The sequence below is a fragment of the uncultured Amaricoccus sp. genome (assembly GCF_937858865.1).
GTDB lineage: Bacteria > Pseudomonadota > Alphaproteobacteria > Rhodobacterales > Rhodobacteraceae > Amaricoccus.
In genome coordinates this window covers 1-13925 of sequence record NZ_CALLYO010000381.1, presented here as the reverse complement: position 1 = coordinate 13925, position 13925 = coordinate 1, and the positions used below count along the sequence as shown (strand labels likewise).

At 71.2% G+C, this 13925-nt stretch carries 15 protein-coding genes and 1 pseudogene; 14 read left to right on the top strand and 2 right to left on the bottom strand.

The window, feature by feature from the left end; genetic code table 11:
• Window positions 1-103: 103 nt before the first annotated feature.
• The 12 genes from Q0112_RS11055 (at window position 104) to Q0112_RS11000 (ending at window position 11639) form a co-directional block, all read left to right on the top strand.
• Window positions 104-928 (top strand): S49 family peptidase, encoded by an 825-nt coding sequence (locus Q0112_RS11055; protein ID WP_297975193.1) that lies wholly within the window; start codon window positions 104-106, stop codon window positions 926-928.
• On the top strand, window positions 925-1107 hold the full coding sequence (locus tag Q0112_RS11050; protein WP_297975184.1) for a hypothetical protein: 183 nt from the start codon (window positions 925-927) through the stop codon (window positions 1105-1107). The genes Q0112_RS11055 and Q0112_RS11050 overlap by 4 nt, the downstream gene beginning before the upstream one ends.
• Window positions 1104-1886, top strand: a complete 783-nt coding sequence (locus Q0112_RS11045; RefSeq protein WP_297975182.1) for an SDR family oxidoreductase — start codon at window positions 1104-1106, stop codon at window positions 1884-1886. Before Q0112_RS11050 ends, Q0112_RS11045 begins: the two co-directional genes overlap by 4 nt.
• 380 nt (window positions 1887-2266) lie before the next feature.
• Window positions 2267-4108, top strand: coding sequence for an excinuclease ABC subunit UvrC (uvrC, locus tag Q0112_RS11040; protein WP_297975190.1), 1842 nt, complete (start codon window positions 2267-2269; stop codon window positions 4106-4108).
• A gap of 43 nt (window positions 4109-4151) precedes the next feature.
• Window positions 4152-4769 (top strand): CDP-diacylglycerol--glycerol-3-phosphate 3-phosphatidyltransferase, encoded by a 618-nt coding sequence (gene pgsA / locus Q0112_RS11035; RefSeq protein WP_297975179.1) that lies wholly within the window; start codon window positions 4152-4154, stop codon window positions 4767-4769.
• A 2-nt stretch (window positions 4770-4771) separates the two neighbouring features.
• Window positions 4772-5017, top strand: coding sequence for a molybdopterin converting factor subunit 1 (gene moaD / locus Q0112_RS11030; protein WP_297975187.1), 246 nt, complete (start codon window positions 4772-4774; stop codon window positions 5015-5017).
• Window positions 5017-5469, top strand: coding sequence for a molybdenum cofactor biosynthesis protein MoaE (locus tag Q0112_RS11025; RefSeq protein ID WP_297975176.1), 453 nt, complete (start codon window positions 5017-5019; stop codon window positions 5467-5469). The genes moaD and Q0112_RS11025 overlap by 1 nt, the downstream gene beginning before the upstream one ends.
• A gap of 83 nt (window positions 5470-5552) precedes the next feature.
• Window positions 5553-6299, top strand: coding sequence for a phasin family protein (locus Q0112_RS11020; protein WP_297975174.1), 747 nt, complete (start codon window positions 5553-5555; stop codon window positions 6297-6299).
• Between the two features lie 78 nt (window positions 6300-6377).
• On the top strand, window positions 6378-7004 hold the full coding sequence (gene pncA / locus Q0112_RS11015; protein WP_297975171.1) for a bifunctional nicotinamidase/pyrazinamidase: 627 nt from the start codon (window positions 6378-6380) through the stop codon (window positions 7002-7004).
• On the top strand, window positions 7001-8293 hold the full coding sequence (pncB, locus tag Q0112_RS11010; protein WP_297975168.1) for a nicotinate phosphoribosyltransferase: 1293 nt from the start codon (window positions 7001-7003) through the stop codon (window positions 8291-8293). Before pncA ends, pncB begins: the two co-directional genes overlap by 4 nt.
• Window positions 8294-8483: 190 nt before the next feature.
• Window positions 8484-9773 (top strand): hypothetical protein, encoded by a 1290-nt coding sequence (locus tag Q0112_RS11005; protein ID WP_297975165.1) that lies wholly within the window; start codon window positions 8484-8486, stop codon window positions 9771-9773.
• Between the two features lie 63 nt (window positions 9774-9836).
• Window positions 9837-11639, top strand: a complete 1803-nt coding sequence (locus tag Q0112_RS11000; RefSeq protein WP_297975163.1) for an IlvD/Edd family dehydratase — start codon at window positions 9837-9839, stop codon at window positions 11637-11639.
• A gap of 119 nt (window positions 11640-11758) precedes the next feature.
• On the opposite strand, the gene secB is transcribed toward Q0112_RS11000, so the two are convergent.
• Both secB and Q0112_RS10990 read right to left on the bottom strand, forming a co-directional pair.
• The gene (gene secB / locus Q0112_RS10995) at window positions 11759-12241 is read right to left on the bottom strand and encodes a protein-export chaperone SecB (RefSeq protein ID WP_297975161.1); all 483 of its coding nucleotides are present in this window, start codon (window positions 12239-12241) and stop codon (window positions 11759-11761) included.
• Between the two features lie 69 nt (window positions 12242-12310).
• Window positions 12311-12817 carry an FxsA family protein gene (locus tag Q0112_RS10990; protein ID WP_297975159.1) on the bottom strand — a complete coding sequence of 169 codons (507 nt, stop codon included), beginning with the start codon at window positions 12815-12817 and terminating at the stop codon, window positions 12311-12313.
• A 115-nt stretch (window positions 12818-12932) separates the two neighbouring features.
• On the opposite strand from Q0112_RS10990, the gene Q0112_RS10985 reads away from it, so the two are divergent.
• Both Q0112_RS10985 and Q0112_RS10980 read left to right on the top strand, forming a co-directional pair.
• Complete coding sequence (locus Q0112_RS10985; RefSeq protein ID WP_297975156.1) at window positions 12933-13598, top strand: Tim44/TimA family putative adaptor protein; 666 nt, start codon at window positions 12933-12935, stop codon at window positions 13596-13598.
• 21 nt (window positions 13599-13619) lie between these two features.
• Window positions 13620-13925, top strand: a pseudogene (locus Q0112_RS10980) (hypothetical protein); the annotation flags it as partial.

Here is a 13925-nt window from a genome sequence, read left to right as displayed (position 1 = left end):
CATGCGCACCTGCTCGGCGGCCGGGGGCTCGGGCGGATGCTGCCGGGCTGAGCGCCGCCGGCCGCGCCTTGCCGGGGCCGCCCGGCTCGCCTACATCGGGGCGATGAAAAACCCGCTCGATCTCTTCCGCGCGCCCTTCCGCGGGCGCGATCACGTCACGGTGCTGCGGCTCGAGGGCGTGATCGGCGCCGGGCCGCGCTTCGGGACGCCGGCGCTGACCGATGCCGGGCTCGCGCCGCTGATCGAGGCGGCCTTCCGGCGGCGCAGGCCGAAGGCGGTGGCGCTAGCAATCAACTCGCCGGGGGGCAGCGCCGCGCAGTCGAGCCTGATCGCCGCCCGGATCCGCCGGCTGGCGGACGAGAAGGGGCTGCCGGTGCATGCCTTCGTCGAGGACGTCGCCGCCTCGGGCGGCTACTGGCTGGCGACGGCGGCGGACCGGATCCATCTCGATCCGAACAGTATCGTGGGCTCGATCGGGGTGATCTCGGCTTCCTTCGGCTTCCCGGATTTCATCGCCCGGCACGGCATCGAGCGGCGGGTGCATACGGCGGGGGCGGACAAGAGCCTGCTCGACCCGTTCCGGCCGGAGCGGGCGGAGGACGTGGAGCGGCTGAAGCGGCTGCAGGCGCAGATCCACGACAACTTCATCGCGCAGGTGAAGTCGCGCCGGGGCGAGCGGCTCGCGAGCGGCGACCTCTTCACCGGGGAGTTCTGGGTCGGGCAGAAGGGAGTCGAGCTCGGGCTCGCCGACGGCATCGGCCATCTCGTGCCGACGATGCAGCGGCTCTACGGCGACAAGGTGCGCTTTTCGGTCATCGCGCCCCGGCGGCCACTCTTCCGGCGGCTCGGCCTGCCGGGCGTGCACGAGGTGATCGACGCGGTCGAGACGGCGGCGCTCTGGAACCGCTACGGGCTCGCGGCGCGATGATCGGACGGATCCTGCTGATCGGGCTGGCCGTGGTCCTGCTGCTGGCGATGGTCGGCAAGCTCCGGCTGCCGAAGGCGCCGGGGCGGCGGGCGGTGGAGGCGGCGCGGAAATGCCCGGGCTGCGGCGCCTGGGTGGTGGAGGAGGGTCCCTGCACCACGCCCGGGTGCAGCGCGGGATGAGGGAGGCGGCGCTCGTCACCGGCGGCGCGCAGCGGCTCGGGGCGGCGCTCGTCGGCGCACTGGCCGCGCGCGGGGCGGACGTGGCGATCCACTGCCACGCCAGCCGCGAGGCGGCCGACGCGCTGGCGGCGGAGGCGGCGGGCGCGGGGGTGCGGGCGGTGGTGGTGCCGGCGGACCTGCTCGACCGGGCGGAGACCGCACGGCTGGTGCCGGCGGCGGCGGCGGCGCTCGGCCGGCCGCTGACCGTCCTCGTCAACAACGCGTCGATCTTCGAGTACGACACCATCCGGACCGCGACCTGGGAGAGTTGGGACCGGCACATCGGCTCGAACCTGCGCGCGCCGTTCGAGCTGATCCAGGCCTTCGCGGCGCAGGCGCCGAAGGCGGCGCGCGACGAAAACGGCGAGCCGCTGGCGCGCGCCTCCGTCGTCAACATGATCGACCAGCGGGTGCTGAAACTCACCCCGGAGTTTGCAACTTATACGATTGCCAAGATGGGGCTGTGGGCGCTGACGCGGACGGCGGCGCAGGGGTTGGCGCCCGACGTGCGGGTCAATGCCATCGGACCGGGGCCGACGCTCCGCGGCGTGCGCCAGTCGGAGCGGCATTTCGCCGCACAGCGCGCCGCGACCGTCCTCGGCCGCGGCGCCTCGCCGGCCGAGATCGCCGCCGCCCTCGACTTCATCCTCGACGCGCCGGGGCTGACGGGGCAGATCATCGCCATCGACGGCGGCCAGCACCTGGCCTGGCAGACCCCGGATGTGCTCGGCGTGGAGTAGTCTTCCGCCGTCCGGTTGCAGGTCTCAGCCTTGACTTTTCCACTTCCGAGTGGCCGTCACGAACCCGTGTTGATTCTGTCAATGATTCCATAAATTTAAACTAGGCCGTCGGAAAAGCCGAGTGATTTCAGATCGTTGGAATATCTGCCCAAAAAATCGCCAAACCGAAAAAGACTCCTGTTTTGCAGGGGAATCGCGGCGCGGGGCCTGTTTTTGCACATGGTTATCCACAGATCTCGTGGACAGGTTCGGGCTTGATTTCGGTTGCGGTTACCGGCAGCGCGGGGGAGAATCAAGGCATGGGCGACAGCGACATAATCGGCGGGACCGCGGTTCCCGCGGCCGGCGGCTTCGACGAGGAAGGGATCGCCAGGGGGCCGATGCGCGCCGGCCATCTGGTGATCCGCGACTACCTGAAGCGGCTCGACGACAAGCCCGGCGTCTACCGGATGCTCGATGCGAAGGGCGAGGTTCTCTACGTCGGCAAGGCGCGCAGCCTGCGGAAGCGCGTGGCCGCCTATGCCAAGCCGATGGGCCACGACGCACGCATAGGGAGAATGATCGCCGCGACCTGCTCGATGATGTTCCTGACCACGGAGAGCGAGACCGAGGCGCTCCTGCTCGAGCAGAACCTCATCAAGCAGCTGAAGCCGCGCTACAACGTGCTGCTGCGCGACGACAAGAGCTTCCCCAACATCCAGGTCACCGCCGACCATCCGTTCCCGCAGATCCGGAAGCACCGCGGCGCCCGCAAGGAGCCCGGCCGCTACTTCGGGCCCTTCGCCTCGGCCGGGAGCGTGAACCGCACCCTCAACCAGCTGCAGAAGGCCTTCCTGCTGCGCTCCTGCTCGGACGCGATGTTCGCCTCGCGTACGCGGCCCTGCCTGCTCTACCAGATCAAGAGGTGCAGCGCCCCCTGCGTCGGCTACATCTCCGAGACCGACTATGCGGCGATGGTCGAGGACGCCGTGCTCTTCCTCTCCGGACGCTCGACCAGGGTGCAGGAGCAGCTCGCCCAGGCGATGGCGGAGGCGAGCCGGGCGATGGAGTTCGAGCGGGCGGCGGCGATCCGTGACCGCATCCGCGCGCTGACCGCCGTGCAGGCCAACCAGGGCATCAATCCCGAGGGGGTGGCGGAGGCCGACGTGGTGGCGCTGCACCAGGAAGGGGGGCAGGCCTGCGTGCAGGTCTTCTTCATCCGCGCGCACCAGAATTGGGGCAACCGCGCCTATTTCCCGCGTACCGGCGGCGCGGAGCCGGGCGAGATCCTCGAGGGCTTCCTCGGCCAGTTCTACGACAACAAGAGCCCGGCGCGAATGATCCTCGTCAGCCACGAGCCGGACAATGCCGACCTCTTGGCCGAGGCGCTCTCCGGCAAGCTCGGGCGCCGGGTGGCGATCGCGCGTCCGCAGCGCGGCGAGAAGGCGGGGCTGGTCGAGCAGGCGGCGCGCAACGCCCGCGAGGCGCTGGCGCGGCGGATGGCCGAGAGCGCCAGCCAGGAGCGGCTGCTCGAGGCGCTGAGCGAGGCCTTCGGCCTCGACGGGACGCCGGAGCGGATCGAGGTCTACGACAACAGCCACATCATGGGCACGAACGCGGTCGGCGGCATGATCGTCGCCGGGCGCGACGGCTTCATGAAGTCGCAGTACCGCAAGTTCAACATCCGCGGCGCCGACCTCACACCGGGCGACGACTTCGCCATGATGCGCGAGGTCTTGACCCGGCGCTTCGCGCGGCTGGCGCGCGAGGATCCTGACCGGCAGTCGGACGCCTGGCCCGACCTCGTGCTGATCGACGGCGGCGCGGGGCAGGTGGCGGCGGCCTGCGCGGCCTTGCAGGAGCTCGGTATCGACGAGGTGGCGGTGGTCGGCGTCGCCAAGGGCGTCGACCGCGACGCCGGCAAGGAGGAGTTCCACCGCCCCGGCAAGCCGCCGATGGCGCTCGGCCACCGCGACCCAGTGCTTTACTTCGTGCAGCGGCTCCGCGACGAGGCGCACCGTTTCGCCATCGGCGCCCACCGCACGCGGCGGGCGGCGCAGACGCGGGCAACGCCGCTCGACGAGGTGCCCGGCGTCGGCGCGGCGCGCAAGCGGGCGCTTCTCGCCCACTTCGGCTCGGCCAAGGCGGTCACGCGCGCCAGCCTCGCCGACCTCAAGGCGGCGCCGGGCATCTCGGACGCGCTGGCCGAAACGATCTACGGCTTCTTCCATGGCGAGCGGTGAGAGAGTATATGGCGCGGAGGCCCCTTCGAACCGAATGCAGGCGATGACCTGGACGATCCCGAACATCCTGACGGTCATGCGCCTGCTGGCGGCACCAGGGGTCGCCTTCGCCTTCGCGGCGTTCGACCGGCCCTATGCCGACTGGATCGCCTTCTTCCTCTTCATCCTGGCGGCGCTGACCGACTATGTCGACGGCCGCCTGGCACGCGCCTGGAAGCAGGAGACGAACTTCGGCCGGATGATGGACCCGATCGCCGACAAGGCGATGGTGGTGATCGCGCTCGCCGTGATCGTCGGGCTCTGGGGGATGAAGGCGCTCATCCTGGTGCCCGTCGCCTTCATCCTCTTGCGCGAGGTCTTCGTCTCCGGCCTGCGCGAGTTCCTCGGCTCGAAGGCCGGCAAGCTGCCGGTCACCTATCTCGCCAAGTGGAAGACGACGGCGCAGATGGTGGCGATCCCGGTGCTGCTGCTCGCCGGGGTCTTCGAGTACGACCGGCGGCACAATGCCCCCTGGGTCAGCGCCTGGTTCCACGACTGGATGGCGTGGCTGCTCTCGAACGGCGGCCTGATCCTGATCTGGGTGGCGGGGCTCCTCACCATCCTGACCGGCTACGACTACCTGATGAAGGCGATGCCTTTCCTGCGCGACCGCAAGCGATGAGGCTGCGCGTGCGCTACTTCGCCTGGCTGCGGGAGCGGGTGGGCGCACCGGAGGAGACGGTGGAAACGGAGGCCGCGACCGTGGCGGCGCTGGTCGAGGAGCTCCGCGCGCGCGACGAGGGCCATGCGCTCGCCTTCGCCGACCTCCGGGCGGTGCGGGTGGCGCTCGACGAGGAGCTCTCCGATCTCGACGCGGCGCTCGCCGGCGTGCGCGAGGTGGCCTTCTTCCCGCCGATGACGGGCGGCTGATGCCGGCCCGGGTCCAGCGCGAGGATTTCGACCTCGGGGCCGAGCTCGCCGCGATCCGCGCCGGGCGCAGCGACATCGGCGCCCTCGTCAGCTTCACCGGCCTCGTGCGCGACACCGGCGGGCTCGAGACGCTCGAGCTCGAGCACTACCCGGGGATGACCGAGAAGGCGCTCGCGGCGATCGAGGCGGAGGCCCGCTCCCGCTGGCCGCTTCAGGCCTGCCTCATCATCCATCGCTACGGGCGCCTGTCGCCCGGCGCGCAGATCATGATGGTCGCCACCGCCTCCGCCCACCGCGGCGCGGCCTTCGCGGCGGCCGAGTTCCTCATGGACTACCTGAAGTCGCGCGCCCCCTTCTGGAAGAAGGAGGCCGGTGCCGCCGGGGCGCGCTGGGTCGCGGCCTGCGCCGACGACGAGGCAGCCCTCGACCGCTGGGGCATCACGGGGTCCTGAACGCGGCAACGATGCGGCTTGACGCCGGCCCGCCGCCCGGGATAGGCGAGCCGCGAGTTTCGTCAACCCAAGGATGAAAGCCCATGGCCGAGACCAAGATCGCCCCCGCCGCGAAGCGCCGCGAAGCGGCGGCGCCCGTCCGCCCCGAGCCCGTCCGCCCCGAGGTTGCCGTCGACGAAGCCGTCTCGCGCGCGACCGAGGCGGCGTCGGTCCAGGCCGCCGAGGTACTGGCGCAGGCCGAGAAGGCCAACGCCGCGCTGGCGGCGAGCCTCGCCAACGCCGAGGCTGTGATCGCGCGCATTACCGCCGAGACCGGCGCGGCGCTGAAGGCCCGCGACGCCGCGCTCGCCGAGATCGCCGCCGCCGCCTCCGCACGGGTGAAGGAGGCCGAATCGGTCGCGAGCAAGGTGCTGAAGGAACTGAACAGCGCGGCGGACGTCGCCGGCGAGAAGGCCCGCGCCCGGATGGGCGACGTCCTCGCCGCCGCCGAGGCCAGTTACGAGCGGCTCGCCGCCCAGGTCGAAGCGAGCCGGGCGATCGCTGAGCAGGCGGCTGCGCGCGCCATCCCGGCCGCCGGCGTCGCCAGCACGGCCGTGGCGGAAGGCTTCGGGCGCGTCCGCAAGGAGCTGACCGACTTCCTCTCCGAGCGCATCCGCCAGGACATGGCGACCCAGGCCGAGCTGCTCGGCTGCCGCAGCATCGGCGAGGTGACCGAGGTGCAGGCCCGCTTCTTCCGCACCGCCGTGCACCAGTACGGCGAAGGCGCGGCGCGCTTCGCCCGGCTGAGCGGCGAGATGATGACGCGGATGACGCCTGACTCCACCCGCTGAGGCGGTTGTAAAAACGGGGGCGCGCTGCCAATCTCCGGCGGCCGAGCCATTTTCCGGCCGACAACCCGGAGCGCGCCCTTGCCCCTGACCTCCGCCGACGGGCTGATCGTCATTGACCTGCAGAACGACTTCTGCCCGGGCGGTGCGCTGGCGGTCGCCGAAGGCGACCTCGTCGTCCCGCTCGTCAATCGCATCGCGCCGCGCTTCGCCGTCACCGTGCTCACCCAGGACTGGCATCCGGCGGAGCATATGTCCTTCGCTGCCAACCACCCCGGTGCGGCGCCCTTCAGCTCCATCGCGATGCCGTACGGGGCGCAGGTGCTCTGGCCGGTGCACTGCGTCCAGGGCACGCCCGGCGCCGACTTCCACCCTGACCTCGAGACCCGGACGGCCGACCTCGTGCTGCGCAAGGGCTTCCGCCCGGAGATCGACAGCTACTCCGCCTTCTACGAGAACGACCACAAGACCCCGACCGGCCTCGCCGGCTACCTGAACGACCGCGGGGTGCGGCGGGTCTGGCTCGCCGGGCTCGCCACCGACTTCTGCGTCTCCTGGTCGGCGATCGACGCGCTGGCGCACGGCTTCGAAGTGGTGCTGCTCGAGGACGCCTGCCGCGCCATCGACCTCGAGGGCTCGCTCGAGGCGGCCATGCGGCAGATGCGCTCGGGCGGGGTCCGCATCACCCGGACGGACGAGCTCGCATGACCGACATCGCAACCCGCGTCTACGACCACACCTGGCGGATCGACCCCATCGTCCGCTCGCTGCTCGACACCGACTTCTACAAGCTCTTGATGCTGCAGACGGTCTACCGCCGCCATGCCGACGTCAGGGTGAAGTTCAGCCTCATCAACCGCTCGAGCAAGGTGCCGCTCGCCCGCCTGGTCGACGAGGGGGAACTGCGCCAGCAGCTCGACCATATCCGCGGCCTCAGGCTCCGCCGCGCCGAATCGACCTGGCTGCGCGGCAACACCTTCTACGGCCGGCGCTGGATGTTCGGCCCGGACTTCATGGCCTGGCTCGACGCCTTCCGGATGCCGGAATACCGGCTGGAGCGGGTAGGGGACCAGTACGAGCTGACCTTCGAGGGCTCCTGGCCCGAGGCGATGATGTGGGAGATCCCCGCCCTCGCCGTCCTGATGGAGCTGCGCTCGCGCGCCGTCCTCGCCACCATGGGCAAGTTCGAGCTGCGCGTCCTCTACGCGCGGGCGACCGCGCTGCTCTGGGAGAAGATCGAGCGGCTGAGGAAGCTGCCCGACCTGCTCATCTCCGACTTCGGCACCCGCCGCCGCCACTCCTTCCTCTGGCAGGACTGGTGCGTCGAGGCGATGATCGAGGGTCTCGGCGACAAGTTCTCCGGCTCCTCGAACTGCCTGATCGCCATGCGCCGCGACATCGAGGCGATCGGCACCAACGCGCACGAGCTGCCGATGATCTACGCCGCGCTGGCCGAGGACGACGCCGCGCTGGCGCTCGCCCCCTACCGGGTGCTCGAGAACTGGCACAAGGACTACGACGGCAACCTGCGCATCATCCTGCCCGACACCTACGGCACCAAGGGCTTCCTCGAGCGCGCGCCGGAGTGGCTTGCCTCCTGGACCGGCATCCGCATCGACTCGGGCGTGCCGGAGGAGGGGGCCGAGACGGCGATCGCCTGGTGGGAGAGCCGCGGTCAGGACCCGCGGCAGAAGCTCGTCATCTTCTCCGACGGGCTCGACGTCGAGCGGATCGAATCGCTCTACCACCGCTTCCACGGTCGCGTGCGGCCGGCCTTCGGCTGGGGGACGCTGCTCACCAACGACTTCCGCGGGCTGGCGTCCGGCGACGCGCTCGCCCCGTTCAGCCTGGTCTGCAAGGCGGTCTCGGCCAACGGCCGCCCGACGGTGAAGCTCTCCGACAACCCCGCCAAGGCGATCGGCCCGGCGGCTGAGATCGAGCGCTACAAGCGCGTCTTCGAGGTGGGCGAGCAGGTGGCCGAACCGGTCCTCGTCTGAGAAACCCCTGCGCAGGCGCCGTCAACCGACGATGGCGCATTAGTCTTGGTGAAGATTCGATGAAGTTTCAGATTTATATGATTAATTTCAGCCGCTTGCCCTCTGTCTGGCACGCAAGACACTCGTGCCGATGGCCGCCGCGACCGGCACGGCAGGCGTGTCGCGGGGTCTCTTTGCCGGCGTCCCGGTGATGCGGCGCGCCCTCCGCGGCCTGCTGCTGGCGGCGATCCTGGCGCCGCTCGTCGTTCTCTTGCTCGCCGTCGAACGCCGGCCCCTCGTCCGCGACGCCGGCCCGCCCGACGCCCGGTCGGCGGCGCAGACCCGCGACGTGATCGACCGGCTGCGGCTGATGGTGAACGCCGCCGGCGCCGTGGCCGGCTTCTCGGCCGACGAGGAGGAGATCAACGGCGTCCTCGCGGCGGCGCAGCGCGTGGCCCCCGGCGTCGCGGGCGAGGCGCGGGTCGAGGCTGGCGGCGTCCGGCTGGCGGTCTCCGTCGGCGCCCCGCTCATGCCCGAAGGCTACTGGCTCAACCTCGCGGGCGAACTCGCCCCCTCCGAAGGCGGCATCGCGATCGCCTCGGCGCGGGTCGGGCGGCTCCCGGTGCCGCCGGCGCTGGTCCTCTGGGCGGCGCGCCTCGGCCTCGACCATGCGCTCGGCGACGGTCTCGGCAGCACGCTCCTCGCCGGCGTCGGGCGGATCGAGGTGGCTCCACCACGGGTCTCGCTGACGCTGGCCGGCGATCCGGCCGCCCGGGCGGCATTCTTCGACCGGCTGAAGGCGCGTGCGATCGACGGGACCGGCGACCGGGTGCGCCTCGCCGTCGACGAGGAGATCCGCCAGCTGCGCAAGGCCGCGCGGCGGGGAGAGCTGCCCCGGGACGGCTCGGTGCTGCCCCATCTCGAGGCCGCCGTGCGGATCGCCGCCGGTGCCGAGGGCGCGGGCCCGGAGGAGATGCGGGGCGCGCTCTACGCGCTCGCGCTGGCCTGCGGCACGCCGGCCTTCGGCGAGGTGATCGGCATCCAGCCGGGCTGGCAGGCGCTCGACGCGGTCGGCTGCGGCGGGACGACGCTGGCCGGGCGCGACGACCTGAAACGGCATTTCGTGATCTCGGCCGGGCTCTATGCCGCCACCACCTCGGGACGCTTCGCCTTCGGGGTCGGCGAGCTGAAAGAGCTGCTCGACTCGGCCGAGCGGGAGGGCTTCAGCTTCGAGGACATGGCGGCGGATGCCGCCGGGATCCGCTTCGCCGCCGCCTTCCTCGCGGCGCCGGTTTCGGCCTGGCCGGACATGCTGGCGGCGATCGAGAGCGAGGCGGACGTGATCCCCTCGCTCGACGGCCTCGCCGAGGGCCTCGACGCCGCGGCCTTCACCGCCCGCTACGGCGGGATCGGCAGTCCTGAGTATGCCGCCGTCGTGGCCGAGATCGAGCGGCGGGTGGCGGCGCTGCCGCTCTACGCCGCGCCGCCCGCGACCAACTGAGCCGCCTTGCCACCCGGCCGCGCCGGTTCCATACCTTGGGCCAGCCTGAGGGAGGAAAAAAACTTGACCGACCAGCCCACCAAGACGGCGACGCTGCGCTCGCGCGCCTGGTTCGACAATCCCGGCAACCCGGACATGACCGCGCTCTATCTCGAGCGCTATCTCAACTACGGCCTCAGCCGCGAGGAGCTGCAGTCGGGCAAGCCGATCATCGGCATCGCCCAGACCGGCTCCGACCTCTCGCCCTGCAACCGCCACCACCTCGAGCTCGCCAAGCGGGTGCGCGAGGGGATCCGCGACGCCGGCGGCATCGCCGTCGAGTTCCCGGTGCACCCGATCCAGGAGACCGGCAAGCGCCCGACCGCGGGGCTCGACCGCAACCTGACCTATCTCGGGCTGGTCGAGCTGCTCTACGGCTACCCGATCGACGGGGTGGTGCTGACGATCGGCTGCGACAAGACGACGCCAGCACTGCTGATGGCGGCGGCGACGGTGAACATCCCGGCGATCGCCCTCTCGGTCGGGCCAATGCTGAACGGCTGGTTCCGCGGCGAGCGGACGGGGTCGGGGACGATCGTCTGGAAGGCGCGCGAGCTGCTCGCCAAAGGCGAGATCGACTACCAGGGCTTCGTCGACGTGGTCGCCTCCTCGGCGCCCTCGGTCGGCTACTGCAACACCATGGGCACGGCGACGACGATGAACTCGCTCGCCGAGGCGCTCGGCATGCAGCTCCCCGGCTCCGCCGCCATCCCCGCCCCCTACCGCGACCGGGCGGAAATGGCCTGGCGGACGGGCATGCGCGCGGTCGAGATCGTGAAGGAGGACCTCAAGCCCTCCGACATCATGACGCGCGGCGCCTTCATCAACGCGATCCGGGTCAATTCGGCGATCGGCGGCTCGACCAACGCGCCGATCCACCTCAACGCCATCGCCCGCCACCTCGGGGTCGAGCTCGCGATCGAGGACTGGCAGACCTACGGCGAGGAGATCCCGCTGCTCGTCAACCTGCAGCCGGCCGGCGAGTATCTCGGCGAGGACTATTATCACGCCGGCGGGGTGCCGGCGGTCTTCGGGCAGCTGATCGAGCAGGGGCTGATCGACGAGAGCGTGATGACGGTGAGCGGCAGGACGGTCGGCGAATGCTACCGCGGCGTGGTCAGCATGGACGAGAAGGTGATCCGGCCCTTCTCGCGGCCGCTGAAGGAGCGGGCCGGGTTCCGGGTGCTCTCGGGCAACATCTTCCACTCGGCGGTGATGAAGATGAGCGTCGTCAGCCAGGAGTTCCGCGACCGCTACCTCTCGAGCCGCGAGCATCCGAACGTCTTCGAGGGGCCGGCCGTGGTCTTCGACGGGCCGGAGGACTACCATCACCGCATCGACGACCCGGGCCTCGGGATCGACGAGAACACCATCCTCTTCATGCGCGGCGCCGGCCCGAAGGGCTATCCGGGGGCCGCCGAGGTGGTGAACATGCGCGCGCCCGACTACCTGCTGAAGCGGGGTGTCTCGAGCCTCGTCTGCGTCGGCGACGGGCGGCAGTCGGGCACCTCGGGCTCGCCCTCGATCCTGAACGCGAGCCCGGAGGCGGCCTCGGACGGCGGCCTGGCGCTGGTCGAGACCGGCGACCGGGTGCGGCTCGACCTCAACGCCGGGCGGCTCGACCTCCTGGTCGACGCGGACGAGCTCGGCCGGCGGCGCGAGCGGCTGCTGGCCGCCGGCGGCTACCAGGGGCCGGCCGACCAGACGCCGTGGCAGGAGATCCAGCGCGCCATCGTCGGCGAGCTCGAGACCGGCGCCGTCCTCGAGCCGGCGGTCAAGTACCAGCGCATCGCCCAGACCAAGGGGATCCCGCGCGACAACCATTGAGCCGGGAGGCGCGGGGTGGGCGCACGTGCCCACTCGGACAAGTCATTGTTAAGTCAGGGTGAATCTGCGCGCGTCAACCCGGTGGCAACCTTCGTGAACGAAAGGTTGAGGGCCGGGCCTCAGGCCTGGGCGGTCGACTGGCGGCGGGCCAGCTCGGCGCGGTAGAGCGCGAGGAAATCGACCTGGTCGAGGTTGAGCGGCGGGTAGCCGCCGTCGCGGGTGACGTCGCTGACGATGCGCCGGAGGTAGGGGAAGATCAGCCGCGGGCACTCGATCATCAGCAGCGGATGCAGCTGCTCCTGCGGCACGTTCTGGATCAGGAACAGCCCGGCATAGTCGAGCTCGAGGATGAAGACCTGCGCCTCGCCGACCTTCGAATCCGCCTTGACCTTCAGCGCTACCTCGTAGTGGTCGGTCCCGCGCTTCTGCGCGTCGATGTTCACCTGCACCCGGATCTCGGGCTTGGCGTCCGACACCACACCCTTCTGCACGGCGATGTTCTCGAAGGAGAGATCGCGCACGTACTGGGTCAGGATCTGCAGCCGGGGCTGCGCCGCTGCGGCCGCCTCGCCGTTCGACGCGCCGTTGGTCTCGTCGGCCATGGGTCTTCGTCCCTTCGTCTTCTGGTCGCGGGGCGGTCTAGCACGCGCCCCCGCCCGCCACAACGCGGCTCAGTGCCGCCGCGTCCAGCCCGAGCCGCCGTTCCGCGGCGGCGGCGCCTCCTCCACCACCTCGTAGTCCGCCTCGATCGTCTCGGGCGGCGGGCGCGTGCCCGGCCGGGGTCCGGACCGGCGCACGTAGGTCGCCGCCTGCACCGTCACCCGCGACGCCCCGCGCCGGATCAGGAAGCTGCGCACCGGCGGCAGCAGCAGCAGGAGCCCGACGCAGTCGGTGAAGAACCCGGGCAGGACCAGCAGCCCGCCCGCCACCAGGATCAGCGCCCCGTGCGCCATCGGCCCGACCGGATCGGAGCCCGGATCGGCGCCGCTCTCCATGCTCGCCCGCAGCCGGTCGAGCGCCCGCAGGCCCTGCCAGCGCATGATGGCGACGCCGAGCAGGGCGGTCAGGAAGATGATCGCCAGCGTCGGCAGGAGCCCGATCGCGCCGCCGACCTCGACGAAGAGCGCGATCTCGATGATCGGCAGCACGAAGAACAGCAGAATCAGCCAAAGCGCCATGCGCTCCTCCGCTTTTGGCGGCCGTCTCATGGACTCCCCGCCCCCGAGCCCTTACATAAGGCCCACAACCATGGGCCGCCATCGCCCGGGGCGGAAAATCGAGAGGGCTGCCCCGATGGGCTCGCAGATGATCCAGATCATAATCCTTGCCGGTATTGCGCTGTTCCTGATCTTCCGTCTGCGCAGCGTGCTCGGGACCCGCGAGGGCTTCGAGAAGCCGGCCGAGACGCCGGCGCCGCTGCCGCCGCGCCCGCGCGACCGCCCGTTCGACGTGATCGAGGGCGGCACGGTCGATCCCGACATCGCCGATTTCGCCGATCCCGAGAGCCCGACCGGCAAGGCGCTCGCCGACATGAAGCGGATCGACCGCAACTTCACCGTCGCCGACTTCCAGCACGGGGCGCGCGCCGCCTACGAGATGATCGTGATGGCCTACGAGAACGGCGATCTCGACACGCTGCGCACCCATCTCTCGCCCGAGGTCTACGACCCCTTCGCCGCCGCCATCGAGGCGCGCAGGGCCAAGGGCTACACCGTCGACGCGAGCTTCGCCGGCGTGCGCGAGGTGAAGCTGGTCGATGCCCGCTTCGACCCGGCCACCAACGAGGGCGACATCACCATGCGCTTCGTGGGCGAGCTCACCTCGGTGGTGCGCGATGCCGAGGGGCGGATCGTCGAGGGCGCGCCGGGCGAGCTCAAGCAGCAGAAGGACGTCTGGACCTTCACCCGCAACATGGCCTCGGACAATCCCAACTGGCAGCTGACCGGCACCGGCGGCTGACCGCCGGAGCCGCCTCCCGTCATGCCCCGCCGGCGCCGCGGCCTCACGCCCGAGGACCGCAAGCTCTGGGAGACGGTGGCCGCCACCGCCACGCCGCTGCATCCGCGCTCCGCCCCGGGCGAGGCCGGACCCCGGCCCGAGCCGGCCGGGGCCGCCCCGCGTCCGCCGGCCGCCGCCGCGCCCGAGCCGCCCGGGCCGCCCGCGTGGCCCGGGGTCAGGCTGCCCGAGCCGCCGCGCGTTACCCTCGATCTCGCGGCCGACCCGCACCGCGCACTCGACCGGGCGCATCCGCACATGGACCGGCGGCGCTTCGACAAGCTCCGCCGC